Below are 26,336 nucleotides of genomic sequence, written 5' to 3'. Positions count from 1 at the left end.
GCGGGGCTTACAGCGAATGGCGCCGGTAGGGGAGGACCAAGAGCTTGGTCAACAGCGGCCACAGCAGCGCGCCGATCAAGGGCGGCAGGAAGTAGCCCCAGCCGACGAAGGCGGCGCCGGTGATCATGCGCACGACGACCATGATCGCCTGGTTGGTCAGCATCAACGCGAGCACGGCGAGCGCCTGTTGGCCGAGGTTGAACATCACCAGCTGCCGCTGGCGCAACAGCGCGAGGTAGGCGGTGATCGAGTAGGCGAGCGCGTGCTGGCCAAACAAGCCGGCGGTCGCGACGTCGGCGATCAGCCCTAGCGCGAACGCGGTGCCGATGTTGACGCGACTCGGCAGGTTGATCACCCAGTAGAGGAGCAACAGGCCGACGAAGTCGGGCAGCCAGCGCGTCGAGCCGGACGGCAGCGGCACCAGTTCGACCAGCATCGCCAGCGCGAAGGTCAGATAGATGAAGCGGCGCTTGACCGGCTTCACGAGTTCCTGGGGTCGGTCCATGGTTTTACGGTTGCGGTTGCGGGGCCGGCGGACGGTTCGCGCCGGTATCGAGCGCGAGCACGTAGCGCTGGCGGTAGACGCCGTCGACCGGCAGGCTGGCCACCTGCAGGAAGGCGGCGCCGGGCTTGCGTTCGACCTTGGTGACGCGCGCGACCGGCAGCCCGGCCGGGTAGACGCCGTCGATGCCCGAGGTGACGAGCCGGTCGCCGATCACCAGGTCGGCGTGGACCGGCAGATAGCGCAGCTCGACGCCGCCGCCGTAGCCGTACAGGATCGCACGCACGCCGGTGCGCTCGACCATCACCGGCACCATCTGGTCCTTGTTGATGACGAGCGTCACCTCGGCGGTCAATGGCTGCACGCGCGTGATCTGGCCGATCAGGCCCGCATCGCCGACGACCGGCTGGCCGGCCACGAGGCCGGCGTCCTGGCCCTTGTCGATGATGATCTTGTACGAGAACGGGTCGCGGCCGGTGTACAGCACCTCGGCCAACAGGCTCTTTTCGGCGCGCTGTGCACGCAACGCGTTCATCGCCTTGAGCTCGGCCAGTTCGTTCTTCACGGTGGCAAGCTCGGCCAGCTGCGCCGACAGTTTCAGCTCGCGCGTTTTCAGCCGCGCGTTTTCCTGCTTTAGACGGGTCTGGTCGGCGAAGAATTCACTCGCGTGCTGCGCGCCGGACAGCGGCGCGTTGACCACCCACTGCAAGGGGTAGAGCGCGACCGACAGCGCCTCGCGGGCGGGGTCCATCAGGCCGAGACGGGCGTCGCCGACGAGCAGCGCGACCGACGCCACGACGGCGAGCGTGAGGCGCAGCCCCGGGCGCGGCCCGTGGCTGATGAAGCTGGGCGTATTGGTGAAATTCATACACAAAGACGCCGCCCGGGCGGGCGGCGTGGATGGTCACGAGTCAGGGCACGTTGGTGAAGATGGTGCCGATCTTGTCCATCTTGTCGAGCGCCTTGCCCGAGCCGCGTACGACGCAGGTCAGCGGCTCTTCGGCGACGAACACCGGCAGACCGGTTTCCTCGGCCAACAGACGGTCGATGTCCTTCAACAGCGCGCCGCCGCCGGTCAGCACCATGCCCTTGTCGGCGATGTCGGCGCCCAATTCCGGCGGGGTCTGTTCGAGCGCGATCTTCACCGCGGACACGATCTGGTTCAAGGGCTCGGTCAGCGCTTCGAGGATCTCGTTGCTCGACACGGTGAACGCGCGCGGGATGCCCTCGGCCAGGTTGCGGCCCTTCACTTCCATCTCGCGCACCTCGGCGCCCGGGAAGGCCGAGCCGATGGTCTTCTTGATGTCCTCGGCGGTGGTCTCGCCGATCAGCATGCCGTAGTTGCGGCGGATGTAGTTGATGATCGACTCGTCGAACTTGTCGCCGCCGACGCGCACCGAATTCGAGTACACCACGCCGCCCAGCGAAATGATGCCGACCTCGGTGGTGCCGCCGCCGACGTCGACCACCATCGAGCCGGTCGGCTCTTCGACCGGCAGGCCGGCGCCGATCGCGGCGGCCATCGGCTCTTCGATCAGTTCGACGCGGCGCGCGCCGGCGGCCAGCGCCGAATCCTTGATCGCGCGGCGCTCGACCTGGGTCGAACCGCAGGGCACGCAGATCACGATGCGCGGGCTGGCGGCGAAGAAGCGGCTCGGGTTCACGCGTTTGATGAACTGCTTGAGCATCTGCTCGGTGACGGTGAAGTCGGCGATCACGCCGTCCTTCATCGGGCGGATCGCCTGGATCGAGCCGGGGGTGCGGCCGAGCATCTTTTTCGCTTCGACGCCGACGGCAAGGATCGATTTCTTGTTGGTCGGCGCGTCGTTGTGAATGGCGACCACCGACGGTTCGTCCAGCACGATGCCCTTGCCGCGCATGTAGATCAGGGTGTTGGCCGTGCCGAGGTCGATAGCGAGATCGTTGGAAAAGTAGCCGGTCAGCGAACGAAGCATTGGGCGTTCCTGGTTATTCGTTAGTTATGAGCCTAAGGCGGCACTTCGAGCGGCCCGCATATGACGACAGCGTCCGGGCGGTTCCGGGGGCGAATCGATGCGGCGGACCGCTTGCAATCTTGGGATGATAAAGCCGGTTATGATACCCTACAAATCTTGAATTATTAAAGGTTTTGACGAGGACGCCATGTCGCTGACCCACGAGGATGTCGCCCGCATCGCCAAGCTCGCCCGGATCAAGGTTTCCGGTGCCGAAATCGAGGCGGTCGGCGCCGATTTGAACCGCATTTTCGGCCTGATCGAGAAGATGAACGCGGTCGATACCGACGGTATCGAACCGATGGCCCACCCGCAGGACGTCAGTCTCCGTCTGCGCGACGACGCCGTGACCGCAAGCAACCGCCGCGACGCCTTCCAGGCGGTCGCCCCGCAGGTGGAAGCCGGCCTCTACCTGGTTCCCAAAGTCATCGAATGAGCGGCGCGTGCCGTTCAGCGCACGCGCAGCCTAACGCCCCGATCTGACAACATCATGAACAGCACCCTGACTTCGCTGGCGCGCGCTCTTGCGGCGCGCGAGATCTCGGCCACCGAGCTGGCCACCGACTACCTGGCGCGCATCGACGCGCTCAACCCGACGCTCAACGCGTTCATCACGGTCGACGCCGCCAAGACCTTGGCCGAGGCCCGTGCCGCCGACGCGGCGCGCGCCGCCGGCGCCGCCGGGCTCCTTGCCGGCGTGCCGATCGCGTACAAGGACATCTTCTGCCAGCAAGGCTGGAGAACCAGCTGCGGCTCGAAGATGCTCGACGGCTTCGTCTCGCCGTACGACGCGCAGGTGATCGAAAAGTGCCGCGCCGCCGGCCTCGTCACGCTCGGCCGCACCAATATGGACGAGTTCGCGATGGGCTCGTCGAACGAGAACAGCTTCTACGGCGCGGTGAAGAACCCGTGGGACCTGGCGGCGATTCCGGGCGGCAGCTCCGGCGGCTCGGCCGCGGCGGTCGCGGCGCGCCTGGCGCCGGCCGCGCTCGGCACCGACACCGGCGGCTCGATCCGCCAGCCGGCGAGCCACTGCGGCATCACCGGCATCAAGCCGACCTACGGCGTCGTTTCCCGCTTCGGCATGGTCGCCTACGCGAGTTCCTTGGACCAGGGCGGCCCGATGGCGCAGACCGCCGAGGACTGCGCGCAGTTGCTCAACGTGATCGCCGGCTTCGACGAGCGCGATTCGACCAGCCTTGAACGCGCCGCCGAGGACTACACCCGCGAGCTCGGCCAACCCTTGGCCGGCCTCAGGGTCGGCCTGCCGCGCGAATATTTCGCCGACGGCCTGGCGAGCGACGTGGCGCGCGTGATCGAGAACGCGGTAGCCGAACTCAAGACGCTCGGCGCCGAGGTGGTCGAGGTCAGCCTGCCGAACACCGAGCTGTCGATCCCGGCCTACTACGTGATCGCGCCGGCCGAGGCGAGCTCCAACCTCAGTCGCTACGACGGCGTGCGCTATGGCCACCGCGCCGCCGAGTACGGCGACCTTGCCGACATGTACGAGAAGACGCGCGCCGAAGGCTTCGGTAGCGAGGTGAAGCGCCGCATCATGGTCGGCACCTATGTGCTGAGCCACGGCTACTACGACGCGTACTATCTGAAGGCGCAGAAGATCCGCCGCCTGATCGCCGGCGACTTCCAGGCCGCGTTTGCGCAGTGCGACGTGATCCTCGGCCCGGTGGCGCCGACCGCCGCGTTCAACCTCGGCGAGAAGTCGAGCGACCCGGTCGAGATGTACCTGTCGGACGTCTACACGCTGTCGGTCAACCTCGCCGGCCTGCCGGCGATGAGCGTGCCGGCCGGCTTCGCCGACAACGGCCGCCCGGTCGGCCTGCAGATCATCGGCAACTACTTCGCCGAGGCGAAGATGCTGAACGTCGCGCACCAGTTCCAGCTAGCGACCGACTGGCACCAGAAGGCGCCGGTTCTCTGATCCGGCCAGCGTAAGAACTCGCGAGCGTGGCCGAGCTCGGCCACGCTCGCTCTATGAAAAGGATTTTCCAACCATGAAATGGGAAGTCGTGATCGGTCTGGAAGTGCACGTGCAACTTTCCACCGTATCGAAAATTTTCTCCGGCGCCAGCACCGCCTTCGGCGCCGAGCCGAACACGCAGACCGCGGTGGTCGACATCGCGCTGCCCGGCGCGCTGCCGGTGATGAACAAGGCGGCGGTCGACAAGGCGATCCGCCTCGGCCTCGCTCTTGACGCTGTCATCAATCGTAAGAGCATCTTCGCGCGCAAGAATTATTTTTATCCGGACCTGCCCAAAGGCTATCAGATCAGCCAGTTCGAACTGCCGATCGTCGGCATGGGCGAGCTCGCGATCCAGGTCGGCGAAGAGGAAAAGCGGATCCGCGTGACGCGCGCGCATCTCGAGGAGGACGCCGGCAAGTCGCTGCACGAAGACTTCCACGGCCGCACCGGCATCGACCTGAACCGTGCCGGCACGCCGCTGCTCGAGATCGTCTCCGAGCCCGACATGCGCAGCCCCGAAGAAGCGGTCGCCTATGCGCGCGCGCTGCACACGCTGGTGACCTGGCTCGGCATCTGCGACGGCAACATGCAGGAAGGCAGCTTCCGCGTCGACGCCAACGTATCGGTCCGTCCGTTCGGCCAGGCCGAATTCGGCACGCGCCGCGAGATCAAGAACCTCAACTCCTTCCGCTTCCTGCAGCAGGCGATCGAGGCCGAGATCCAGTGGCAGATCGACACCATCGAGGACGGCGGCCGCGTGCAGCAGGCGACCGTGCTGTTCGACCCGGACAAGGGCGAGACGCGTGCGATGCGCAGCAAGGAAGACGCGCACGACTACCGCTACTTCCCCGACCCGGACCTGTTGCCGCTGAGGGTGTCGGAAGAGCAGATCGAGCGCGTGCGCGGCGAAATGCCCGAGCTGCCGGGCCAGATGAAGGCGCGCTTCATCGCCGAATTCGGCCTGTCGGCCTACGACGCCAACCTGTTGACCGCCAGCCGCGCGATCGCCGCCTACTTCGAGGCGGTGGCCCGCGCGACCGGCCAGGGCAAGCTCGCCGCCAACTGGGTGAGCGGCGAGCTGGCCGCGCGCCTGAACCGCGACGGCCTGGATATTGCGCAAAGTCCGATCTCGGCCGAGCGCCTAGCCGGCCTCGTCGCGCGCATCGCCGACGGTACGCTGTCGAGCAAGTTGGCCAAGCAGGTGTTCGACGCGCTGTGGGACGGCGAGCTGGAGGCCGATGCGGTGATCGAGCGCGACGGCCTGAAGCAGGTGTCCGACGCCGGTGCGATCGAGAAGCTGGTCGACGAGGCGCTCGCGGCCAACCCGAAGGCGGTCGAGGAATTCCGCGCCGGCAAGGAAAAGGCGTTGAACGCGCTCGCAGGCCAGGTGATGAAGGCGTCCAAGGGCAAGGCCAACCCGGCCCAGGTGCAGGAAATCCTGCGCGCCAAGCTCGCCTGATGTCGAAAGCATGAAAACGGGGCGGCGCCCGCGGGTGCCGCCCCGTGATTTTTTTGCGAGTCCCCGCGCGATATCCCGTGTCCCAAGGGTGCAAGGCCCTGTTGTAAAGACGGTTTCTTGACGACGTACTTTTAATGCCTTGGTTAACGCTCTGATTTGTCTCGTTTATTGCTCGTTATTTTCCCGGTAAGTCTTTGTCGTAAAAGAAGAATAAGGGCATATCGCCGATTGACCCTGTCCGGGTTCTTCCCTATAGTGGCGGCAAGTGGGGGAAAGTGGGCAAAAGTGGGGCCAAAGCCCCGGTCTGGGACGAACCAAACGGTCAGTATTCTCAAGTCATGTTCGGCGGCGTCAGCATCGTTTCTCTCGACAGCAAGGGGCGTTTGGCCATTCCGGCCAGGCACCGCGAGAGCTTGCTGTCCGCGTTCGGCAGCCGTCTGACCGTCACCCTCGACTCCCCCGACCACCTGCTGATCTACCCCGAGCCGAACTGGCGCGAGGTGGAGTCCCGCCTCCTGAAACTGCCTACCGGCAACCCTTCGGTCAAGGCCTACCAGCGCGTCATGCTCGGCCACGCCGAGCCACTCGACATGGACGGCAACGGCCGCGTGCTGCTGCCAGCCCGCTTGCGCGAGCGCAGCAAGCTCGACAAGGAAGTCGCGCTGGTCGGGATGGGCAACCGCTTCGAGCTGTGGAACGCGGCCGACTGGGAGCGCGTGACCGACGAGGCGCTCAACATCGAACCGGCTGACCTCGAGCCGCATCTTGGAGATTTCTCGCTGTGAGCGCCGGCTTTCAACACGTCACCGTCCTCTTGAACGAGGCGGTCGCCGCGCTGGCGATCCGCCCGGACGGCGTTTACGTGGACTGCACTTTCGGGCGCGGCGGCCATAGCCGCGCCATCCTGGCACAGTTGGGCCCTACGGGCCGGCTGATCGCCTTCGACAAGGACCCGCTGGCGGTGGCCGAGGCCGACCGCCTCGCCGCCGCCGACCCCCGCTTCACCATCGTGCACGAGGCCTTCGAGACGCTCACGCGCGAACTCGACCGCCTCGGCGTCGACGCGGTGGACGGCGTGCTGATGGATCTGGGCGTGTCGTCGCCGCAGATCGACGACGGCGCGCGCGGGTTCAGTTTCCGATTCGACGCGCCGCTGGACATGCGCATGGACACCACGCGCGGCGTCACCGCCGCCGAGTGGTTGGCCGAGGCGTCCGAGGCCGATATCCGAGAGGTGATCAAAACCTATGGTGAAGAGCGGTTTGCTCGCCAGATTGCAGCAGCCATTGTTGCGACAAGGGCTGAATCCCCGATCACGACCACGCGCGAGCTCGCCGGCCTCGTCGCGAAAAACGTCCGTACTCGCGAACCGGGTCAAGACCCCGCGACGCGTACCTTCCAGGCGATCCGCATTTATATCAACCGCGAGCTCGACGAGCTGAAGGCGGTGCTGCCGCAGGCGGCGCGCCGGCTGAAGGCCGGCGGCCGCCTGTCGGTGATCGCGTTTCATTCGCTCGAGGACCGCATCGTCAAGCACTATATGAAGGACGCGGCGACCGCCGACGAACTGCCTTCGTGGGTCGCGGTGCGCGCCGCCGACATCCCCGAGCCGCCGATCAAGCTGGTCGGCAAGGCGGTGCGCGCGAGCGCCGACGAAGTGCGCGCCAACCCGCGCTCGCGCAGCGCCATCCTGCGCATCGCCGAACGCACCGGCGCGCCGTGGCGTGAGGGGGACGAATGAACCGCCTCAACGTCTTGCTGCTCACCCTCGTGGTGTTCTCGTCGTGGTCGGTCGTCACCGCCCAGTACGACGCACGCAAGCGTTACAGCGAACTCGAGAAGGAGCAGAAGCTCGCGCAGACGCTCGAGGTCGACTATGGGCGGCTCTTGCTCGAACAGAGCACCTGGGGGGCGCACGCGCGCATAGAAAAGGCGGTCGGCAGCCGCCTCGGCATGCACACGCCCGACCAGCGTGAAGTCCAGATCGTGTCAGTGAAAGGCGGCGCCTGATGCGCACCGCCCAGCCCCGCGGCCGACGTCAGGCCAGCGCCGTGCGCCATCCGGGCCTCATCATGGGGCCCGGGCGGGTGCGCGTCGTGCTGTTGGGGCTGGGCCTGTTGTTCCTGACGCTGGTCGGCCGCGCGCTGTACCTGCAGGTCGTGCAGCAGGACTTCCTGCAGAACCAGGGCGACGCGCGTTTCCGCCGTAGTCTCGTGCTGGAAGCCAACCGCGGCGTGATCACCGACCGCAACGGCGAACCGCTGGCGATCAGCACGCCGGTGCAGTCGATCTGGGCGAGCCCCGACGACATGGTGCCGGTGCCGCCCGACAAGCTGAGGAAACTGGCCGGCCTGCTCGAAATGCCCGCCAGCGACATCGCCGGCAAACTCGCGGACAAGAAACGCGAGTTCGTGTTTTTGAAGCGCCAGATCAGCCCCGAGGTCGCCAACGCGGTCATGGCGCTCGGCGTCCCGGGCGTCGCCCGTCAGCAGGAATACCGCCGCTACTACCCGGCCGGCGAGGTGATGGCGCACGTGGTCGGCTTCACCGGTGTCGACGGCAAGGGTCAAGAAGGGCTGGAGCTGGCGCGAGAGAAGATGCTCGCAGGCAAGAACGGCAGCCGCGTCGTGTTGAAAGACCGTCGCGGCCACATCATCGAGGATCTGGCGGCGATCGAACGGCCGCGGGACGGCCAGACGCTGGTGCTGTCCATCGACCAGCGTATCCAGTACCTCGCCTACCGCGAACTGAAAAATGCGGTCGAAGTGAACAAGGCGAAGGCCGGCGGCGTCGTCGTGCTCGACGGCAAGACCGGCGAAGTGCTCGCGCTGGCGAATTATCCATCGTACAACCCGAACAATCGGCGCATCCTCGAGCCCGAGATGCGCCGCAACCGCGCAGTGGTCGACTTGTTCGAGCCGGGCTCGACGATGAAACCGTTCCCGGTATCGATGGCGATCGAGAACGGCAAGGTGACGCCCGACACCTGGATGGATACCCAGCCGTATATGATCGGTCCGGCGACGGTGCGCGACTCGCACCCGAAGCCCGCGATGACCGTGACCGAGGTGATCCAGAAGTCGAGCAACGTCGGCTCGTCGAAGATGGCGCTGATGTTCGCGCCGGAACAGATGTGGACGTTTTACGACCAGGTCGGCTTCGGCCGTTCGACCCGTTCGGGCTTCCCGGGCGAGGCGAGCGGCCGGCTGCGCAACTGGAAGGGCTGGCGCCCGATCGAGCAGGCGACGATGTCGTTCGGCTACGGCGTGTCGGTCAGCCTGATCCAGCTCGCGCACGCCTACACGATCTTCACCAACAACGGCGAACTGTTGCCGGTGTCGTTCGCGCGGCTGGCCGCGCCGATGCCGTCCAAGCCCGTCATCAGCGCCGGGACCGCGAAGAAGATGCGCGACATGATGATGGCCGTGACGCAGGAAGGCGGCACCGGCATCCGCGCGCAGGTGCTCGGTTACCACGTTGGCGGCAAGTCGGGCACCGCGCGCAAGCTGGTGAACGGCGGCTACGCGGCCGACAAGCATATCGGCCTCTTCGTCGGCTTCGCACCGGCGACCGCGCCGCGGCTGATCGTCGCGGTGATGATCGACGAGCCGACTGGCGGCAGTTACTACGGCGGCACCGTCGCCGGCCCGGCGTTCTCGGCGATCACCGCCGGCAGCCTGCGCATCATGGGCGTGAAGCCCGATGCGCCCTCCAACAACACCCTGATTCCGGTCGACCAGATACCGGAAATTCGAGAAGACGCATGAAAAGCCGCGTAACGCCGCTGTCCGACTGGGACCCGGCGCAATTGACCTCCCTTGGCGTCCCCCTGCGCCGCATCGAGTCCGACAGCCGACGCGTGCTGCCGGGCGACCTGTTTCTGGCGTGCCGCGGCGAATACACCGACGGCCGCGATTTCATCGCCGCCGCGCTCGCGCGCGGCGCGGCGGCCGTGCTGTGGGACGACGCCGACGGCTTCGCGTGGAACCCCGACTGGGCGGTGCCCAACCTGCCGGTGCCCGAGCTGCGCGAACGCGCCGGCATCGTCGCCGCCCACGTGCTCGGCCACCCCAGCCTGAAGATGGTGGTGCTCGGCATCACCGGCACCAACGGCAAGACGTCGATCTCGCACTGGCTCGCGCAGGCGTTCTCGCTCTTGGGCCGCAAGGCGGCGCTGATCGGCACCGTCGGCAACGGCTTTTACGGCGAGCTGACCGAGACCAGCCACACGACGCCCGACCCGGTCACCGTGCAGCAAAGGTTGGCCGAGTACCAGCGCCAGGGCGCGAAGGTCGTCACGATGGAAGTGTCGAGCCACGGGCTCGACCAGAGCCGCGTCAACGGCGTGAGCTTCGCGACCGCGGTGTTCACCAACCTGACGCGCGACCACCTCGACTACCACGGCAGCATGGAAGACTACGGCGCGGCCAAGGCCAAGCTGTTCCACTGGGAAGGCCTGAAGCACGCGGTGGTCAACGCCGACGACGCCTTCGGCCGCCAGCTGATCGCCGACATCGACCAGAACGCGACGCAGGTCGTCAGCTACGGCCTTGAACAGGGCGACGTGCGTCCGCTTAAGCTTGCCGCCAGCCTGGACGGCCTCGCGCTCGACGTTGCGACGCCGTGGGGCGAGGTCGCGATCAAGACCGAACTGCTCGGCCGCTTCAACGCCGCCAATCTCTTGGCCTGCCTCGCGACTCTGTGCGTGAACGGCGTGTCTCTGAAAGACGCGGCCCAGGTGCTGTCGCGCATCCAGCCGGCGCGCGGGCGCATGCAGCGCATCGGCGGCAGCCGTGAACCGCTGGTCGTGATCGATTACGCGCACACGCCCGACGCGCTCGAAAAAGCGCTGTCCACCTTGGCCGAGATCCGCACGGCCGGCAGCAAGCTCTTCTGCGTGTTCGGCTGCGGCGGCGACCGCGACAAGGGCAAGCGATCGATGATGGGCGGCATCGCCGAGAAATACGCCGACGTCGCCGTCGTCACCAGCGACAACCCGCGCACCGAAGATCCGCAGGCGATCATCGAGGACATCTTGTCCGGCATGGAAAAAGCCGGCCACGTCGACCAGGACCGCGCCGCCGCGATCGCGTGGGCGGTGCAGTCGGCGCGCCCGGGCGACATCGTGCTGGTAGCCGGCAAGGGTCACGAGGACTACCAGGAGATCAACAAGGTCAAGCACCCGTTCTCCGACTTCCGCGTCGCCGAAGCGGCGCTCACCGCGTGGGGAGAGCAGCATGCTGACGACGTTTGAAGCGGCGGCACTCGCAGGCGGCGAAGCGGTCGGCCTGGAAGCCGCGTTCGCGCGCGTCACCACCGACAGCCGCGCGATCCAGAAGGGCGACCTGTTCGTCGCCTTGAAGGGCGAGCGTTTCGACGCGCACGACTTCGTCGCGCAGGCCTTGGCCGACGGCGCCGCAGCCGCCATGGTCGGCCGAGGATTCGAGCTGGCCGGCGCGAACCTGATCGTCGCAGACGACACGCGTTTGGGCCTCGGCCGACTCGCCGCCGGCTGGCGCAACCGTTTCGAAGGGCGCGTCGTCGGCATCACCGGCTCGAACGGCAAGACCACGGTCAAGGAAATGCTGGCGTCCATCCTCGCCGCACACGCGGGTGCCGACGCGGTGCTCGCGACCGCCGGGAACCTCAACAACGACATCGGCCTGCCGCTGACGCTGTTGAAGCTCACCGATCAACACCGCTACGCGGTGATCGAGATGGGCATGAACCATCCGGGCGAGATCTCCTATCTGACGGGGCTGACGCGGCCCGAGGTCGCGCTGGTCAACAACGCCTTGCGCGCGCACCTCGGCGGTTTCGACGGCGTCGAGGGCATCGCGCGCGCCAAGGCTGAGATTTACGAAGGCCTCGCCGACGGCGGTATCGCCGTCGTGCCGGCCGAAGACGCACACGCCGAGCTGTTCCGCGCCGCCGCCGGCGGCCATGAAACGCTGTCGTTCGGCCTCGACCACGGCGACGTCAAGGCTCGCGACGTGGTACTCGAGCCTGAGGGCAGCCGCTTTACGCTGGTTTCGCCCAAAGGCGAGACGTTGGCCGAGCTGGCGTCGCCGGGTCTGCACAACGTGAAGAACGCGCTCGCCGCCGCAGCGATCGCGCTCTCGCTCGACGTGCCGCTGCAGGCGATCGCCGCCGGCCTCGCTGCTTTCGCCGGCGTGAAGGGCCGGCTGCAGCGCAAGGTTGGCCGAGGCGGCATCGCGATCATCGACGACAGCTACAACGCGAACCCGGACTCGATGGAGGCGGGGCTCGACGTGCTCTCCGCCGCACCCGCGCCGCGCGTGTTCGTGATGGGCGACATCGGCGAATTGGGCGAGACCGCGCCGGCCTTGCACGCCGAGGTCGGCGCCTACGCGAAACAGAAGGGCATCGACGCGCTCGTGACGCTCGGCCCGCTGAGCCGCCACGCGGCCGACGCCTTCGGCGCCGGCGCAACACCTTTCGACGATCGCGCAGCCCTGCTCGCGCATCTGGATATCCATCTGCCAGCCGGCGCGACGGTGCTGGTCAAGGGCTCGCGTTTCATGAAGATGGAAACGGTGGTCGAGCACCTGCTGGCGGACAACACACACCCCGGGGAGAAGTAAGTGCTGGTCTGGTTGGCCGAATGGCTGAGTGAATACATCCGCGCGTTCAGCGTTTTCAATTACGTCACCCTGCGGGCGGTGCTCGCGAGCCTGACGGCGCTCGGCATCTCGCTGGTGATGGGGCCGTGGGTGATCCGGAAACTGACCTTGCTCAAGGTCGGGCAGGCGGTGCGCAGCGACGGCCCACAGACCCACCTCGTGAAGGCCGGCACACCGACGATGGGCGGCTCGCTGATCCTGCTCGCGATCGGCATCACGACGCTGCTGTGGGCGAACCTCGCCAACGTCTACGTGTGGCTGTTGCTCGCGGTGATGTTCGGCACCGGAGCGCTCGGCTTCTACGACGACTGGAAGAAGGTCGTCTACAAGGATCCGAAGGGCGTGTCGGCGCGCTTCAAGATGGTGTGCCAGTCGACCATCGCGATCGCGGCCGGCGTCTACCTCGTCACCACCGCCCAACTGCCGGCGTCGACCGAGTTCATCGTGCCGTTCTTCAAGAACGTCGTGTATCCGATGGGCGCGATCGGCTTCTGCGTGCTGACCTACTTCGTCATCGTCGGCACGTCGAACGCAGTCAACCTGACCGACGGCCTCGACGGCCTGGCCGCGCTGCCGACGGTGCTGGTCGCCAGCGCGCTGGCGATCTTCGCCTACGTCGCCGGTAACGCGGTGTTCGCCAAATACCTGGGCCTGCCGTTCATCCCCGGCGCGCACGAGGTGGTGGTGTTCTGCGCGGCGATGGCCGGTGCCTGCCTCGGGTTCTTGTGGTTCAACGCCTACCCGGCGCAGGTGTTCATGGGCGACGTAGGCGCCTTGGCGCTCGGCGCCGCGCTCGGCACCGTCGCGGTGATCGTCCGCCAGGAGATCGTGCTCTTCATCATGGGCGGCCTGTTCGTGATGGAGGCGCTGTCGGTGATGATCCAGGTCGCATCGTTCAAGCTGACCGGCAAGCGGGTGTTCCGGATGGCGCCCTTGCACCACCACTACGAACTGAAGGGCTGGAAGGAGACGCAGGTCGTCGTCCGCTTCTGGATCATCACCATGATGCTGGTGCTGGCCGGCCTCGCCACCCTCAAGCTGCGTTAAGGAGACGGCGATGCGATTCAAGGGACAACACGTCATCGTCGTCGGCCTCGGCGACACCGGCCTCGCCGCCGCGCGCTGGCTCGCAGCGCACGGCGCACGCGTGACAGTCGCCGACAGCCGCGCGACGCCGCCTAACGCGCAAACGTTGGCCGAGCTGCTGCCCAACGTAGAACTGCGCGCAGGCGCCTTCGACAGCCTGACCTTCGCCGATGCCGACATTCTCGTCGTCAGCCCCGGCGTACCGGTGTCGACGCCGGCGATCGCCGCGTTCGAGATCGAGGGCGGCGAAGTGCTCGGCGACGTCGAGCTGTTCGCGCGTGCGATCGAAGACGGCGGCGCGAAGGTGATCGCGATCACCGGCTCTAACGGCAAGAGCACCGTCACCAGCCTGGTCGGCCATCTGTGCGAAGCCGCCGGCCTCGACACCGTGGTCGCCGGCAATATCGGCCTGCCGGTGCTCGCCGCGCTGCTCGAGCGCGAACAGGCCGGCAAGCAGCCCGACGTGTGGGTGCTGGAGCTGTCGAGCTTCCAGCTGGAAACCACCTGGTCGCTCGAGCCCGACGCGGCGACCGTACTCAATATTTCCGAGGACCACCTCGACCGCTATACGGATCTGCTCGACTACGCGCACGCGAAGACCGCGGTGTTCAACGGCGGCGGCGTGCAGGTGCTCAACCGCGACGACGCGCTGACGCGCGCGATGAGCCGCGCCGGCCGCGTCGTGAAGTGGTTCTCGCTGAAAGGCTCGGCCGACTACGGCTTGTTGGAGAAAGACGGCGGCCACTGGCTTGCCGCAGACGGCGAAGCGGTGTTCGACACCAAAGAGATGTCGCTGCAGGGCCTGCACAACGCGGCGAACGCGCTGGCGGCGCTGGCGCTTGTCGAGGCTATAGGCCTGGAGCGCAGCGCGCTGCTTGCGGGCCTTGCAACCTTCAAGGGCCTGCCGCACCGCGTCGAGTTGGTCGACGAATTCGGCGGCGTCGCCTTCATCGACGACTCGAAGGGCACCAACGTCGGCGCGACCGAGGCGGCGCTTTACGGCATGACGCGGCCGGTGGTGCTGATCGCCGGCGGCGACGGCAAGGGCCAGGATTTCACGCCGCTCAAGCCGGCGCTCGAACGCATCGGCCGCGCGGTGCTCTTGATCGGCCGCGACGCGGACAAGATCCGCGCAGCGCTTGCCGGACTCGCGCTGCCGCTGATCGACTGCGCCTCGCTCGAGGACGCGACACGCGAGGCGGCAAGCTTGGCCGAGCAAGGCGACGTGGTCTTGCTGTCGCCGGCCTGCGCCAGCCTCGACATGTTCCGCAACTACGCGCACCGCGCGCAGGTGTTCATCGACACCGTCGCCAGCTTGAAGGCCGGGCGAACTTAAATGGTCATCCCCGGCGCGCGGCGTTTTTCCCCCATCACGGCCTTCGACGAAGCGCTGATGTGGGCGCTCGCGCTCCTCTTGTCGGTGAGCCTGGTGATGGTGTACTCGGCGTCGATCGCTTACGCCGAGGCCGACCCGGACACGCAAAACCGCTTCTTCTACCTGATCCGACACGTGATGTTCCTGTCGGTCGGGATGATAGGCGCGGCCGCGGCGTTCCAGGTGCCGACCGCGGCGTGGCAGAAGAACGCGAGCCGGCTGTTCATCGTCGGGCTGGTGCTGCTGGTGGCGGTGCTGATCCCCGGCATCGGCAAGGTGGTGAACGGCTCGCGGCGCTGGATTTCGCTGGTGGTGCTGAACTTCCAGCCGTCGGAACTGATGAAGTTCGCGACGGTGATGTACGCGGCCGACTACACCTTCCGCAAGTCGGCCAAGATGCACAGCTTCACGCAGGGCTTCCTGCCGATGCTGGCGGCGATCGTCGCGGTCGCCTTCCTGCTCTTGATGGAGCCGGACTTCGGCGCGCTGATGGTGGTGATGACGATCGCGATGGGCATCCTGTTCCTCGGCGGCATCAACCTGAGGATCTTCGGCGGGCTGGCGGTGATGGCGATGATGGCGATTGTGCTGTTGATCGTCACGTCGCCGTACCGGTTGAAACGCGTGCTCGGTTTCATGGACCCGTGGGAGGACCCGTACGGCAAGGGCTACCAGTTGAGCCACTCGCTGATCGCGATCGGCCGCGGCGAGTGGTTCGGCGTCGGGCTCGGCGGCAGCGTCGAGAAACTGTTCTACCTGCCCGAGGCGCATACCGACTTCATCATGGCGGTGATCTCTGAGGAGTTCGGCTTCTTCGGCATCCTGGTCGTGATTGGACTGTACGCGTGGATCGTGCGCCGCGCTTTCCACATCGGCGTCGAGTCGAAGAAGCTCGAGCGCTACTACCAGGCGCTGGTCGCGCAGGGCATCGGCATCTGGCTCGGCATCCAGTCCTTCTTCAACATCGGCGTGAACATGGGCCTCTTGCCGACCAAGGGGCTGACGCTGCCGCTGATGTCGTTCGGCGGCTCGGCGATGCTGATGAATTTGATCGCGGTCGCGGTGCTGGTGCGGGTGGACTGGGAGAATAGAAGAATAATGCGTGGCTACAAGGTGTAGCCACGCGTCCGGCACGGGTTGAGGAACGCCGAAAGGTACGGCGTTACGTGGCTCACGGTGAGCAAAGTGGTAACAAAGATTAACGCGGCCCGCCGGAAGGTTGGCCGAGGGTAAAGGCAGAATGGCGAACCGAACCATCATGGTCATGGCCGGCGGCACCGGCGGACATATCTTTCCCGGCCTCGCGGTCGCGAAGGAGCTGACCTCGCGCGGCTGGAAGGTGATCTGGCTGGGCGCAGAGGGCGGCATGGAAACGCGCCTGGTGCCAGAGCACGGTTTCGCGATCGAGACGGTGAAGATCCGCGGCGTGCGCGGCAACGGAATCGCGCGCAAGCTCGCGCTGCCCTTCGTGATGGCCGGCGCCTTGCTCAAGAGCACGGTCGTGATCTTTCGCCACCGTCCGGACATTGCGATCGGCTTCGGCGGCTATACCGGTTTTCCGGGCGGCCTCGCGTCGCGCTTCTTCTGGAAGCCGCTCATCGTGCACGAGCAGAACTCGGTCGCCGGGCTGACCAACAAGCTGCTATCGAAGATCGCCAGTCGCACGCTGTTTGCCTTCCCGGGCGCTTTCCCGGGGACCGATGGCCTCGTCGGCAACCCGGTGCGCGCCGACATCGCGGCCATTGCCGCACCCGAAGCACGCTTTGCCGGCCGTGCCGGTCCGCTGAAGGTGCTGGTCGTCGGCGGCAGCCTCGGCGCCAAGGTGTTCAACGACACCGTGCCCGAGGCGCTGGCCAGGATCCCGGCCGACAGGCGGCCGCAGGTGGTGCACCAGGCTGGTTCGAAGGCGATCGACGAACTTAAGGCCAACTACGCGAAGGTGGGCGTGACGGCAGACTGCCGCGCCTTCATCGCCGACATGGCGGCCGAGTACGCGTCCGCCGACGTGGTGGTGTGCCGCGCAGGCGCCTTGACGGTGGCCGAACTGGCGGCGGCGGGCGTCGGGAGTCTGCTCGTGCCCTACCCGCACGCGGTAGACGATCACCAGACCGGCAACGCCCGGTATCTGGCCGACGCCGGCGCGGCGAAGCTGCTGCCGCAGAATGAATTGGACGTCGACGGACTGGCCGACTGGCTCGCCTCGTTGACGCGCGAACAATGCCTCGCGATGGCCGAAAAGGCCCGCGCGCTGGCGCTGACCGACGCGGCGGCCCGTGTGGCCGACGTGTGCGAGGCGCTGACACAGGAATAAGGCCGGATTTCCGGCAAGGATTTACGCAGATGAAACACAAGGTCAAACACATCCATTTTGTCGGCATCGGCGGCGTCGGCATGTGCGGCATCGCCGAGGTGCTGCTCAACCTCGGCTACACCGTGTCCGGCTCCGACATGGCCGACGGGACGGCGACGCAGCGCTTGACCGCCCAGGGCGCGAGCGTCTTCTTCGGCCACGACGCGACCTACATCGGCGACGCCGACGTCGTCGTGACGTCGACCGCGGTGAAGGCGGACAACCCGGAGGTTATAGCCGCGCGCGACAAGCACATCCCGGTGATCCCGCGCGCGATGATGTTGGCCGAGCTGATGCGCTTCAAGCAGGGCGTCGCGATCGCCGGCACGCACGGCAAGACGACGACGACCAGCCTGGCCGCGTCGGTGCTTGCGGCGGCCGGGCTCGACCCGACCTTCGTCATCGGCGGCAAGCTGACCGCGGCCGGCGCCAACGCCAAGCTCGGTTCCGGTGAATTTCTGGTCGCCGAGGCCGACGAGTCGGATGCGTCCTTCCTGCATCTGGCGCCGGTGATGGCGGTGGTGACCAACATCGACGCCGACCACATGGACACCTACGAGCACAGCTTCGACAAGCTCAAGCAGGCCTTCGTCGATTTTCTCCATAGGCTGCCGTTCTACGGCCGCGCCGTGCTGTGCATCGACGATGCACATGTGCGCGCCATCCTGCCGCAGGTGAAGAAACCGGTGACCACCTACGGCCTGACGGACGACGCCGACGTGTACGCAGAGAACGTCGTCGCCGCCGCCGGCCAGATGCACTTCGACTGCGTGGTGAGAAACGGTACGACGACGCGCTTCCCGGTGGTGCTCAACCTGCCGGGCCGTCACAACGTACTGAACGCCTTGTCGGCGATCACGATCGGTCTCGAATGCGGCGCCGACATCCCGGCGATCCAGAAGGGCCTGGCCGAGTTCGCCGGCGTCGGCCGGCGCTTCCAGCGCTACGGCGAGGTCGCGCTGGAAAATGGCGGCAGCTACACGCTGGTCGACGACTACGGCCACCACCCGGTCGAGATGGCCGCGACGCTCGAAGCGGTGCGCGGCGCCTTCCCGGACAAGCGCCTGGTGCTCGCCTTCCAGCCGCACCGCTACAGCCGGACCCGCGACCTGTTCGAAGACTTCGTCAAGGTGCTGTCGACCGTCGACGCGCTGTTGTTGACCGAGGTGTATGCCGCAGGGGAGACGCCGATCGTCGCCGCCGACGGCCGCTCGCTCGCACGCGCGGTGCGCGTGATCGGCAAGGTCGAGCCGATCTTCGTCGAAAACATCGCCGAGCTGCCCGCGACGGTACACGCCGCGGTGCGCGACGGCGACGTCTTGATCACCATGGGCGCCGGTTCGATCGGCGCGGTGCCGGGCAAGCTCGCCGCCGGCAAATGATTCAGGGTTGGCCGAGCCTCGGCCACAGCAGGAAGAGACAAATGCAGCAGTTTGGCAAAGTGGCAGTAATGATGGGCGGCACCTCGTCGGAGCGCGAGGTGTCGTTGATGAGCGGCGGCGGCGTGCTGGCCGCGCTGCGTGCTAAGGGTGTCGACGCGTACGCGTTCGACCCGGCGGAAAAACCGTTGTCGGCGCTCAAGGACGAGGGCTTCGAGCGCGTGTTCATCGCGCTGCACGGCCCGTTCGGCGAGGACGGCACGCTGCAGGGCGCGCTGGAAACCTTGGGCATTCCGTACACCGGCTGCGGCGTGATGGCCTCCGCGATCGGCATGGACAAGTGGCGCACCAAGCTCGTCTGGCAGGGCGCCGGCTTGCCGGTGCCGGCGTTCCGGCTGCTCGACGACGCGGCCGACTTCGACGCCGTCGAAGAAGAGCTCGGCCTGCCGCTGTTCGTGAAGCCGGCGACCGAGGGCTCGAGCATAGGCGTGACCAAGGTGAAGAATCGCGGCGAGCTGCGTGCGGCGTTCGAAGAGGCGAACAAGTACGACTCCATCGTGATCGCCGAAGCCTTCGTCGGCGGCGGCGAGTTCACCTGCGCCATCGTCGGTGACTCGGTGCTGCCGACGATCAAGATCGAACCGGCGACCGAGTTCTACGACTACCAGGCGAAGTACTTCCGCGACGACACGGTGTACCGCTGCCCGAGCGGTCTGTCGGACGCGGTCGAAGCCGAGGCGCGAGAACTGGCGCGCGTCGCGTTCAAGGTGCTCGGCGGCCGCGGCTGGGGCCGCGTCGACTTCCTGATGGACGAGGCGGGCAAGATCTACTTGCTGGAAGTGAATACCGCGCCGGGCATGACGAGCCACAGCCTGGTGCCGATGGCGGCACGCCAGGCCGGCGTCGGCTACGAGGAGCTGTGCCTGACCATCCTCGGCATGGCCCATGTGGGATAACCACCAGGCGCTCAGGAGCCTCGCGAATTTCCTGCTTCTGGCGTCGCTGTCCATGCTGCTGTACGCCGGCGGCGTGTGGTTCGTGCATTCGCCGTGGTTCCCGGTGAAGAAGATCCAGATCGACGGCGCGCTGAAGAAGGTGACGCCGGAGCAGTTGAAGTACATCGCCGAGCACGAGCTGTCGGGCACCTTCTTCACGCTCGACATCGACAACACCCGCGCGGCGTTCGGGAAGCTGCCGTGGGTGCGCGAGGCGCAGGTCAGGCGCCGTTGGCCGGACACGCTCGAGATCATCGTCGTCGAGCACGAGGCGATGGCGCGCTGGGGCGAGAACGGCCTGATCAGCACGAGCGGCGTGTGGTTCGACGCGGCGAGCGACGCGCCACTGCCGGTGTTCTTCGGGCCGGCCGGCAGCGAGCAGGAGATGAGCGCGATGCTCGGCCAACTTCGCCAGGCGCTCGCGTCGTCGGGGCTGAAGCCCGTGGTACTGAACCTGTCGGCGCGGCGCGCGTGGCGGGTGGAGCTGGACAACGGCGTGAAACTGGAGCTGGGGCGCAGCGATGTGCTGATGCGCACCGAGCGTTTCGCCGGCCACTGGAAGGACACGCTGGCCGGGCTTGGATACCGCATCGACACGGTCGACATGCGCTACCCGAACGGATTTGCCGCGCGGATGCCCGATTACAAGGCGCCGCCGGCACACATTGGAGCTACACGGTGAGCAAACCGAGAGAAAGCAAGAACATGCTGGTCGGGCTCGACATCGGCACGTCGAAGATCGTCGCGATCGTCGCCGAAGTGCTCGACGAGGGCAGGCTGAACATCATCGGCATGGGCCAGACCGCGTCGCGCGGCCTGAAGCGCGGCATGGTGGTCAACATCGAGTCGACGGTGCAGGCGATCCAGCGCGCGCTGGAGGAGGCCGAGCTGATGGCCGACTGCAAGATTCACGAGGTCTACACCGGCATCGCCGGCAGTCACATCAAGAGCACCAACTCGCACGGAATGGTCGCGATCAAGGACCGCGAGGTGATGCAGGCCGACATCGAGCGCGTGATCGAAACCGCGCGCGCGGTGACGATCCCGCCCGACCACCAGGTGCTGCACATCCTGACGCAGGAATACAGCATCGACGGCCAGGAAGGCGTGCGCGAACCGCTGGGGATGAGCGGCGTCAGGCTCGAGGCCAAGGTGCACATCGTGACCGGCGCGGTGTCGGCGGCGCAGAACGTCGCCAAGTGCGTGCGCCGCTGCGGTCTCGAGGTGTCCGACCTGGTGCTGCAGCCGATGGCATCGGCGCTGGCGGTGCTGTCGGAAGACGAGAAGGAACTCGGCGTGTGCCTGATCGACGTCGGCGGCGGCACGACCGACATCGCGGTCTACGTCAACGGCGCGATCCGCCACACCGCGGTGATCCCGATCGCCGGCGACCAGATCACCAACGACATCGCGATGGCGCTGCGCACGCCGACTAAAGAAGCGGAAGACATCAAGATCCAGCACGGCGTGGCCTTGACCGGCCTGGCCGAGCCTTCGCAGATGATCGAGGTGCCGGGCGTCGGCGAGCGCGGCCCGCGCCAGATGTCGCGCGTGACGCTGGCCGAAGTGATCGAGCCGCGCGTCGAGGAACTGTTTCAATTGGTCCAGCAGGAGCTGCGCCGTTCCGGCTTCGAGGAGGTGCTGTCGTCCGGCCTCGTCCTGACCGGTGGCGCCAGCCTGATGCCGGGGATGATGGAGCTGGCCGAAGAGGTGTTCCACATGCCAGTGCGCATCGGCGTGCCCAAATACGTCGGCGGTTTGTCCGAGGTAGTGAAGAATCCGCGTTTTTCGACCGGGGTCGGCCTGCTGTTGCACGGCAAGGACCAGATCCAGACTGCGACCGGCGGCAGGGTCGACCCGGGCATCGGTTCGATGTTCGGCAAAATGAAAGCCTGGTTCGCCGGCAATTTCTAAAGTGCCGGCAAGCTTGGCCGAGCCCCGGGCCCGGCCGCATAAAGATTTTTCGTGTTTGAAGCAAGCTCGTCTTTGAGGAGAGAGAAATGAGCATGGTGTTCGAAGTGATGCAGGAGACGGCGTCCGAAGCCGTCATCAAGGTGATCGGCGTCGGCGGCGGCGGCTGCAACGCGATCGACAATATGGTCGAGGGTCATGTGAACGGCGTCGAGTTCATCTGCGCCAACACCGACGCGCAGTCGCTCAAGCGCAACCGCGCGCCGATCCGTCTGCAGCTCGGCCAGAACCTGACGCGCGGCCTCGGCGCCGGCGCGAACCCGGAAACCGGCCGCAGCGCCGCGCTCGAAGACCGCGAACGCATCGCCGACACGCTCAGGGGCGCGCACATGGTGTTCCTGACCGCCGGCATGGGCGGCGGCACCGGCACCGGCGCCGCGCCGGTGGTGGCCGAAGTCGCCAAAGAATTGGGCATCCTGACGGTTGGCGTCGTCACGCGCCCGTTCGCGCACGAAGGCAAGCGCATGAAGATCGCGCAGGCCGGCATCGACGAGCTGAAAAAGCACGTCGACTCGCTGATCGTGATCCCGAATGAGAAGCTGATGGAAGTGCTCGGCGAAGACGTGACGATGCGCGAAGCGTTCCGCGCCGCCGACGACGTGCTGCGCGGCGCCGTGGCCGGCATCGCCGAAGTGATCACGTGCCCGGGCCTGATCAACGTCGACTTCGCCGACGTGCGCACCGTGATGGGCGAGATGGGCCTGGCGATGATGGGCTCCTCGCACGCGGCCGGCATCGACCGCGCGCGCGTCGCGGCCGAACAGGCGGTGGCGAGCCCGCTGCTCGACAACATCACGCTCGACGGCGCCCGCGGCGTGCTGGTCAACATCTCGACCGCGCCGGGTTGCCTGAAGATGAGCGAATACCGCGAGATCATGGGCATCGTCCGCCAGTACGCCGACGAAGACGCGCAGATCAAGTTCGGCACCGCCGAAGTCGAGGGCATGTCGGAAGACACGATCCGCGTCACGCTGATCGCGACTGGCCTCGGCGCCAAGAAACCGCAGCGCGAAGAGCGTCCGGAGTACATCAAGATCGTCAAGACCGGCACCGACGACCGTCCGGTCGAGGTGCTGGACTACAACGAACTGTCCGACGTCCCGGCCATCATGCGCAACCGCGGCCGCCGCGCGCCGAGCTCCAGCGACTTCTCGAACCCGGAGGTCAGCGACAGCTACGATATCCCGGCTTTCCTGCGCAAACAGGCGGACTAATAGCGTAACACTATAGATATTAACGGTTTAATCGATCAGTCCCGGCGACGGCTTGTGCTAAAATCGGCGTCAATAAACTTGACCCGAACAGGTGAACCATGATCCTGCAGCGCACGCTGAAACAGCCGATCACGGCGACCGGAGTGGGGCTGCACTCCGGCGAGCGGGTGAAACTCACCCTCTTGCCGGCGCCGCCCGACACCGGCATCGTGTTTCGCCGCACCGACCTGCCCGAAGCGGTGGATGTGAACGTGCGTCCGGCGCTGGTGAACGACACGCGACTCTCCTCCACGCTGGTGACCGACACCGGCGTGCGCGTGGGCACCATCGAGCACCTGATGTCGGCGTTCGCGGGGCTAGGGCTGGACAACCTGATCGTCGAAGTGACGGCGGCGGAGATCCCGATCATGGACGGGTCCGCCGCGCCGTTCATCTTCCTGTTGCAGAGCGCCGGCATCGTCGAACAGCCGGTGCCCAAGGCCTTCATCCGCGTGCTGAAACCGGTCGAAGTGGTCGAGGGCGACAAGTGGGTACGCCTCGAGCCGCACGACGGCTTCAAGGTCACGCTGTCGATCGACTTCAACCACCCGGCGTTCAACCTCGCGCCGCAGACGGTAGAGATCGACTTCGCCCGCCGCTCCTATATCGACGAGATCTCGCGCGCGCGCACCTTCGGCTTCATGCACGAGGTCGAGTACATGCGCAAGAACGGCCTCGGCCTCGGCGGCAGCCTCGACAACGCGATCGTGATCGACGACGAGTACGTGCTGAACCCGGAAGGGCTGCGCTTTCCCGACGAGTTCGTCCGCCACAAGATCCTCGACGCGATCGGCGACCTCTACGTCGTCGGCCATCCGCTGATCGCCGCCTTCTCGGGCCACAAGTCCGGCCACGCGCTGAACAACAAGCTGTTGCGCGAACTGCTGGCCCGCCCCGACGCCTACGAGACGGTGCGTTTCACGCACCCGGACGAGGCGCCGTCGAGCTTCCACCGCCTGCCCGCGGTGGCCTGAGGGCTCGCCGTCATGCTGTGGCTGTTCCGGCTGTGGCTCGTCGTCCTCGCGCTGGTGCTCGGCTGGGCGCTGATCTGTTACGCGCTGACGCGCAATCGTGATTACCTGTGGCGCGCCCGCGCCGCGATCCGCTGGTCGGCCTACGTCGCCGGCCTGATCGCGCTGTTCTGGCTCGCGCGCCGTCTTCTGTTCTAAAGGATTTCCCGTGTCGCCACTGACCCATTTCGACGAATCCGGCCAGGCCCATATGGTCGACGTCGGCGCCAAGGCCGAGACCGCGCGACGCGCCGTCGCCGAGGGCTGGATCCGCATGCTGCCGTCTACTTTTGCGCTGATCAAGGGCGGCGGCCACAAGAAGGGCGACGTGATCGGCATCGCGCGCCTCGCGGCGATCATGGCGTCCAAACGCACCGGCGAGCTGATCCCGCTGTGCCACCCGATCGGGCTGACGCGCGTCACGGTAGAGTTCGAATTGTCGGAACAGGACAGCGCGGTGCGCATCGAGGTGAGCGCCGAGACGGTCGGCCGCACCGGCGTCGAGATGGAGGCGCTGACCGCGGTCAGCGTCGGCCTGTTGACCATCTACGACATGTGCAAGGCGGTCGACCGCGGCATGGTGATTGACGGGATGCGCCTGTTGGAGAAGGAGGGCGGCAAGAGCGGACACTGGAAGGTGGATGCGCAATGACGACGAGGGGGCGGCTTATGGCCGCCTTTTTTTGCGTCTTTTTCCTGGCCGGCACCGCGGCGGCCGAGCCGGTCTGCTCGGCCAAGCTTGAGGTCGGGACCCGCTGCGTCGCCACGCTAGCCAGCCTGCGTCCGACCCAGCCGGCGGTCGGGCTGATGCGCGTCGAGGACGAGGCGGCCAGCTTGGCCGGGCTGTCGCCCGACGCGCTAGAGAAGCGGCTGAAGAAGCGCCGCGTGCCGCTGGTGGCAGGGCCGGACGGGGCACTGTACCTCGTCGACCGGCACCACCAGAGCCGTGCGCTGTTGAGGCTCGGCCAGCGCGAAGTACCGGCGCGGCTGGTCGGCCGCTTGGATAAGGCCACGACTTTTTGGAACGATATGCAGGCGCGGCACTGGGCGTGGCTGCGCGATGCGGCCGGGCGGCCGCTGCCGCCCGAAAAATTACCGGCAACGTTGGCCGAGCTGCCGGACGATCCGTGGCGTTCGCTCGCCGGCTATGCCGAGGATGCCGGCTTCGTCGGCAAGTCGGGCGACGGCTACTTCGCAGAGTTCGTCTGGGCCGAATGGCTGGTGACGCGGCTGCCCGCGCCGCCGACGCGCGACTCGCTGGACGACGACCTCGCGACGGTGAAGCGTCTCATCTGCGTCGTACCGACTGCAAAGTTGCCCGGCGAGCCCGGGCGGGCGTGCGCGAAGCGCTGAATCGACGGGTATCTGATGGAAGTGAAAAGCTTGGCCGAGCTCATGCTCGGCCAACCTTTTTCGTTTGGGGCGGCGCTCAGTCGCGCAGGTCGGCCAGCAGCGCACGCCTCGGTTCGGACTCGCGCGCGATCAGCGCGACCGCCGACAGGATCAGCGCGCCGCCGACGAACTGCGCGGCGGTCAGCGGCTCGCCGAGCACCGCTGCGGCCAAGAGCAGCGTCACCAGCGGCTCTACCGTCGACAGCAGCGACGCACGCGTCGCGCCGATCTTGGACAGGCCGGCGAGGAAGGCGACGATGGCGGCGACGGTGGAAACCAGCGCGAGCATCAGCACCGCCGACCAGGCGGCCGGCGTATCGGGCACTTTGAAGCCCTGCGTCGCGACGACCGCGGTGTTGCTCAGCGCCGCCGCGGCGATCACGATGAACGCGCCGACCAGCGGGTGCGAAGCGCCCGACAGCCGGCCGCCGGCGACGATATAAGCGGCGTAGCACAGCGCGGCGGCGACGCCGAGCACGAAGCCGAGCGGATGGCCGGTGAGGTCGAGGCCGACGGTGACGGCGAGGCCGGTCAGCGCGAGCGCGAGCGTGGACAGCCGTCGGCGCGTGAGCGCTTCGCCGTGCAGTACGCGCGCGAGCAGGATGACCAGAGCCGGGTAGAGATAGAGCAAGAGCGCCACCGTGCCGGCGGCGGCGTAGTTCAGCGCGGCGAAGTAGCACAGCGACGCGGCGGCGTAGCCGGCGCCACCCATCGCCGCGAGGCCGAGCGTCGTCCGCCACGACGGCCACGGCAGCCGGCGCCAGACGATCAGCGGCGCGAGCGCCAGCGCGGCGATCGCGAAACGCCAGAACAAGAGTTGCGGCGCATTAAGGCCGCTCTGGTAGGCGAGCTTGGCGAAGATCGCCATCGCGCCGAAGGCGGCGGCGGACAGCAGCACCTGCAGACAACCGGCGAGGAAGGGGGGCATGACGCGTTAGTACATCG

The 26,336-nt window shown here is 66.9% G+C and carries 26 protein-coding genes; 22 read left to right on the top strand and 4 right to left on the bottom strand.

The genetic code is table 11. From position 1 onward, the window contains the following. Window positions 1–7 precede the first annotated feature (7 nt). From mreD to DWG20_RS04545, 3 genes are read right to left on the bottom strand one after another with little or no spacing between them, the layout of a single operon-like run. Entirely contained in the window at window positions 8–505 is a 498-nt protein-coding gene (gene mreD / locus DWG20_RS04555) for a rod shape-determining protein MreD (RefSeq protein ID WP_115432694.1), read from the bottom strand. A gap of 4 nt (window positions 506–509) precedes the next feature. Next, complete coding sequence (gene mreC / locus DWG20_RS04550) at window positions 510–1,370, bottom strand: rod shape-determining protein MreC (RefSeq protein ID WP_115432693.1); 861 nt, start codon at window positions 1,368–1,370, stop codon at window positions 510–512. 43 nt (window positions 1,371–1,413) lie between these two features. Next, window positions 1,414–2,457 (bottom strand): rod shape-determining protein, encoded by a 1,044-nt coding sequence (locus DWG20_RS04545; protein ID WP_115432692.1) that lies wholly within the window; start codon window positions 2,455–2,457, stop codon window positions 1,414–1,416. A gap of 187 nt (window positions 2,458–2,644) precedes the next feature. Here DWG20_RS04545 and gatC point away from each other — a divergent pair, with 187 nt between their 5' ends. From gatC to DWG20_RS04435, 22 genes are all read left to right on the top strand, one after another. Beyond that, window positions 2,645–2,932 (top strand): Asp-tRNA(Asn)/Glu-tRNA(Gln) amidotransferase subunit GatC, encoded by a 288-nt coding sequence (gene gatC, locus DWG20_RS04540; RefSeq protein WP_115432691.1) that lies wholly within the window; start codon window positions 2,645–2,647, stop codon window positions 2,930–2,932. A gap of 54 nt (window positions 2,933–2,986) precedes the next feature. Then, the gene (gene gatA, locus DWG20_RS04535; protein ID WP_425451600.1) at window positions 2,987–4,435 is read left to right on the top strand and encodes an Asp-tRNA(Asn)/Glu-tRNA(Gln) amidotransferase subunit GatA; all 1,449 of its coding nucleotides are present in this window, start codon (window positions 2,987–2,989) and stop codon (window positions 4,433–4,435) included. A 73-nt stretch (window positions 4,436–4,508) separates the two neighbouring features. Further along, the gene (gatB, locus tag DWG20_RS04530) at window positions 4,509–5,936 is read left to right on the top strand and encodes an Asp-tRNA(Asn)/Glu-tRNA(Gln) amidotransferase subunit GatB (RefSeq protein WP_115432689.1); all 1,428 of its coding nucleotides are present in this window, start codon (window positions 4,509–4,511) and stop codon (window positions 5,934–5,936) included. A 338-nt stretch (window positions 5,937–6,274) separates the two neighbouring features. Beyond that, complete coding sequence (mraZ, locus tag DWG20_RS04525; RefSeq protein WP_115432688.1) at window positions 6,275–6,721, top strand: division/cell wall cluster transcriptional repressor MraZ; 447 nt, start codon at window positions 6,275–6,277, stop codon at window positions 6,719–6,721. Beyond that, window positions 6,718–7,677 carry a 16S rRNA (cytosine(1402)-N(4))-methyltransferase RsmH gene (gene rsmH, locus DWG20_RS04520; protein ID WP_115432687.1) on the top strand — a complete coding sequence of 320 codons (960 nt, stop codon included), beginning with the start codon at window positions 6,718–6,720 and terminating at the stop codon, window positions 7,675–7,677. The genes mraZ and rsmH overlap by 4 nt, the downstream gene beginning before the upstream one ends. Further along, window positions 7,674–7,946 carry a cell division protein FtsL gene (ftsL, locus tag DWG20_RS04515; protein WP_115432686.1) on the top strand — a complete coding sequence of 91 codons (273 nt, stop codon included), beginning with the start codon at window positions 7,674–7,676 and terminating at the stop codon, window positions 7,944–7,946. Before rsmH ends, ftsL begins: the two co-directional genes overlap by 4 nt. Further along, complete coding sequence (locus DWG20_RS04510; RefSeq protein WP_181880973.1) at window positions 7,946–9,703, top strand: peptidoglycan D,D-transpeptidase FtsI family protein; 1,758 nt, start codon at window positions 7,946–7,948, stop codon at window positions 9,701–9,703. Before ftsL ends, DWG20_RS04510 begins: the two co-directional genes overlap by 1 nt. Beyond that, on the top strand, window positions 9,700–11,190 hold the full coding sequence (locus DWG20_RS04505; RefSeq protein ID WP_115432685.1) for a UDP-N-acetylmuramoyl-L-alanyl-D-glutamate--2,6-diaminopimelate ligase: 1,491 nt from the start codon (window positions 9,700–9,702) through the stop codon (window positions 11,188–11,190). Before DWG20_RS04510 ends, DWG20_RS04505 begins: the two co-directional genes overlap by 4 nt. Continuing rightward, on the top strand, window positions 11,174–12,541 hold the full coding sequence (locus tag DWG20_RS04500; protein WP_115432684.1) for a UDP-N-acetylmuramoyl-tripeptide--D-alanyl-D-alanine ligase: 1,368 nt from the start codon (window positions 11,174–11,176) through the stop codon (window positions 12,539–12,541). The genes DWG20_RS04505 and DWG20_RS04500 overlap by 17 nt, the downstream gene beginning before the upstream one ends. Next, window positions 12,542–13,627 (top strand): phospho-N-acetylmuramoyl-pentapeptide-transferase, encoded by a 1,086-nt coding sequence (gene mraY, locus DWG20_RS04495; protein ID WP_115432683.1) that lies wholly within the window; start codon window positions 12,542–12,544, stop codon window positions 13,625–13,627. A gap of 10 nt (window positions 13,628–13,637) precedes the next feature. Beyond that, window positions 13,638–15,002, top strand: a complete 1,365-nt coding sequence (gene murD / locus DWG20_RS04490) for a UDP-N-acetylmuramoyl-L-alanine--D-glutamate ligase (protein ID WP_115432682.1) — start codon at window positions 13,638–13,640, stop codon at window positions 15,000–15,002. Continuing rightward, window positions 15,003–16,160, top strand: coding sequence for a putative lipid II flippase FtsW (gene ftsW / locus DWG20_RS04485; protein WP_115432681.1), 1,158 nt, complete (start codon window positions 15,003–15,005; stop codon window positions 16,158–16,160). It abuts the gene before it with no gap. Window positions 16,161–16,281: 121 nt separating this feature from the next. Further along, a complete protein-coding gene (gene murG / locus DWG20_RS04480) occupies window positions 16,282–17,352 on the top strand; it encodes an undecaprenyldiphospho-muramoylpentapeptide beta-N-acetylglucosaminyltransferase (protein WP_220272008.1) in 1,071 nt (356 codons plus the stop codon). 29 nt (window positions 17,353–17,381) lie between these two features. After that, window positions 17,382–18,773: a UDP-N-acetylmuramate--L-alanine ligase gene (gene murC, locus DWG20_RS04475; protein WP_115432679.1), complete on the top strand. Its 1,392-nt coding sequence runs from the start codon at window positions 17,382–17,384 to the stop codon at window positions 18,771–18,773. Window positions 18,774–18,814: 41 nt separating this feature from the next. Further along, entirely contained in the window at window positions 18,815–19,726 is a 912-nt protein-coding gene (locus DWG20_RS04470) for a D-alanine--D-alanine ligase (RefSeq protein WP_115432678.1), read from the top strand. Further along, on the top strand, window positions 19,716–20,447 hold the full coding sequence (locus tag DWG20_RS04465; protein WP_115432677.1) for a cell division protein FtsQ/DivIB: 732 nt from the start codon (window positions 19,716–19,718) through the stop codon (window positions 20,445–20,447). Before DWG20_RS04470 ends, DWG20_RS04465 begins: the two co-directional genes overlap by 11 nt. Before the next feature lie 23 nt (window positions 20,448–20,470). Continuing rightward, the gene (gene ftsA, locus DWG20_RS04460; RefSeq protein ID WP_220272039.1) at window positions 20,471–21,679 is read left to right on the top strand and encodes a cell division protein FtsA; all 1,209 of its coding nucleotides are present in this window, start codon (window positions 20,471–20,473) and stop codon (window positions 21,677–21,679) included. An 86-nt stretch (window positions 21,680–21,765) separates the two neighbouring features. After that, complete coding sequence (ftsZ, locus tag DWG20_RS04455) at window positions 21,766–22,950, top strand: cell division protein FtsZ (protein WP_115432675.1); 1,185 nt, start codon at window positions 21,766–21,768, stop codon at window positions 22,948–22,950. Window positions 22,951–23,051: 101 nt separating this feature from the next. After that, window positions 23,052–23,963 carry a UDP-3-O-acyl-N-acetylglucosamine deacetylase gene (gene lpxC, locus DWG20_RS04450; RefSeq protein WP_181881003.1) on the top strand — a complete coding sequence of 304 codons (912 nt, stop codon included), beginning with the start codon at window positions 23,052–23,054 and terminating at the stop codon, window positions 23,961–23,963. 12 nt (window positions 23,964–23,975) lie between these two features. Next, window positions 23,976–24,158 (top strand): hypothetical protein, encoded by a 183-nt coding sequence (locus DWG20_RS04445; RefSeq protein ID WP_115432673.1) that lies wholly within the window; start codon window positions 23,976–23,978, stop codon window positions 24,156–24,158. A 10-nt stretch (window positions 24,159–24,168) separates the two neighbouring features. Next, complete coding sequence (gene moaC / locus DWG20_RS04440; protein WP_115432672.1) at window positions 24,169–24,651, top strand: cyclic pyranopterin monophosphate synthase MoaC; 483 nt, start codon at window positions 24,169–24,171, stop codon at window positions 24,649–24,651. Between the two features lie 17 nt (window positions 24,652–24,668). Beyond that, entirely contained in the window at window positions 24,669–25,352 is a 684-nt protein-coding gene (locus DWG20_RS04435; protein ID WP_115432671.1) for a ParB/Srx family N-terminal domain-containing protein, read from the top strand. 76 nt (window positions 25,353–25,428) lie between these two features. On the opposite strand, the gene DWG20_RS04430 is transcribed toward DWG20_RS04435, so the two are convergent. Next, window positions 25,429–26,319 carry a DMT family transporter gene (locus DWG20_RS04430; RefSeq protein ID WP_115432670.1) on the bottom strand — a complete coding sequence of 297 codons (891 nt, stop codon included), beginning with the start codon at window positions 26,317–26,319 and terminating at the stop codon, window positions 25,429–25,431. Between the last annotated feature and the right edge of the window lie 17 nt (window positions 26,320–26,336).

This window comes from Crenobacter cavernae (assembly GCF_003355495.1).
GTDB classification, from domain to species: Bacteria; Pseudomonadota; Gammaproteobacteria; order Burkholderiales; family Chromobacteriaceae; genus Crenobacter; species Crenobacter cavernae.
Note: the sequence above shows the minus strand (reverse complement) of the source record. Positions and strands in the feature narration are given on the sequence as shown.

Coding starts and splice junctions, on each gene's coding strand:
- mreD (WP_115432694.1), bottom strand. CDS start 505: ATGGACCGACCCCAGGAACTCGTGAAGCCGGTCAAGCGCCGCTTCATC.
- mreC (WP_115432693.1), bottom strand. CDS start 1,370: ATGAATTTCACCAATACGCCCAGCTTCATCAGCCACGGGCCGCGCCCG.
- DWG20_RS04545 (WP_115432692.1), bottom strand. CDS start 2,457: ATGCTTCGTTCGCTGACCGGCTACTTTTCCAACGATCTCGCTATCGAC.
- gatC (WP_115432691.1), top strand. CDS start 2,645: ATGTCGCTGACCCACGAGGATGTCGCCCGCATCGCCAAGCTCGCCCGG.
- gatA (WP_425451600.1), top strand. CDS start 2,987: ATGAACAGCACCCTGACTTCGCTGGCGCGCGCTCTTGCGGCGCGCGAG.
- gatB (WP_115432689.1), top strand. CDS start 4,509: ATGAAATGGGAAGTCGTGATCGGTCTGGAAGTGCACGTGCAACTTTCC.
- mraZ (WP_115432688.1), top strand. CDS start 6,275: ATGTTCGGCGGCGTCAGCATCGTTTCTCTCGACAGCAAGGGGCGTTTG.
- ftsL (WP_115432686.1), top strand. CDS start 7,674: ATGAACCGCCTCAACGTCTTGCTGCTCACCCTCGTGGTGTTCTCGTCG.
- DWG20_RS04510 (WP_181880973.1), top strand. CDS start 7,946: ATGCGCACCGCCCAGCCCCGCGGCCGACGTCAGGCCAGCGCCGTGCGC.
- DWG20_RS04505 (WP_115432685.1), top strand. CDS start 9,700: ATGAAAAGCCGCGTAACGCCGCTGTCCGACTGGGACCCGGCGCAATTG.
- DWG20_RS04500 (WP_115432684.1), top strand. CDS start 11,174: ATGCTGACGACGTTTGAAGCGGCGGCACTCGCAGGCGGCGAAGCGGTC.
- murD (WP_115432682.1), top strand. CDS start 13,638: ATGCGATTCAAGGGACAACACGTCATCGTCGTCGGCCTCGGCGACACC.
- ftsW (WP_115432681.1), top strand. CDS start 15,003: ATGGTCATCCCCGGCGCGCGGCGTTTTTCCCCCATCACGGCCTTCGAC.
- murG (WP_220272008.1), top strand. CDS start 16,282: ATGGCGAACCGAACCATCATGGTCATGGCCGGCGGCACCGGCGGACAT.
- murC (WP_115432679.1), top strand. CDS start 17,382: ATGAAACACAAGGTCAAACACATCCATTTTGTCGGCATCGGCGGCGTC.
- DWG20_RS04470 (WP_115432678.1), top strand. CDS start 18,815: ATGCAGCAGTTTGGCAAAGTGGCAGTAATGATGGGCGGCACCTCGTCG.
- DWG20_RS04465 (WP_115432677.1), top strand. CDS start 19,716: ATGTGGGATAACCACCAGGCGCTCAGGAGCCTCGCGAATTTCCTGCTT.
- ftsA (WP_220272039.1), top strand. CDS start 20,471: ATGCTGGTCGGGCTCGACATCGGCACGTCGAAGATCGTCGCGATCGTC.
- ftsZ (WP_115432675.1), top strand. CDS start 21,766: ATGAGCATGGTGTTCGAAGTGATGCAGGAGACGGCGTCCGAAGCCGTC.
- DWG20_RS04445 (WP_115432673.1), top strand. CDS start 23,976: ATGCTGTGGCTGTTCCGGCTGTGGCTCGTCGTCCTCGCGCTGGTGCTC.
- DWG20_RS04435 (WP_115432671.1), top strand. CDS start 24,669: ATGGCCGCCTTTTTTTGCGTCTTTTTCCTGGCCGGCACCGCGGCGGCC.
- DWG20_RS04430 (WP_115432670.1), bottom strand. CDS start 26,319: ATGCCCCCCTTCCTCGCCGGTTGTCTGCAGGTGCTGCTGTCCGCCGCC.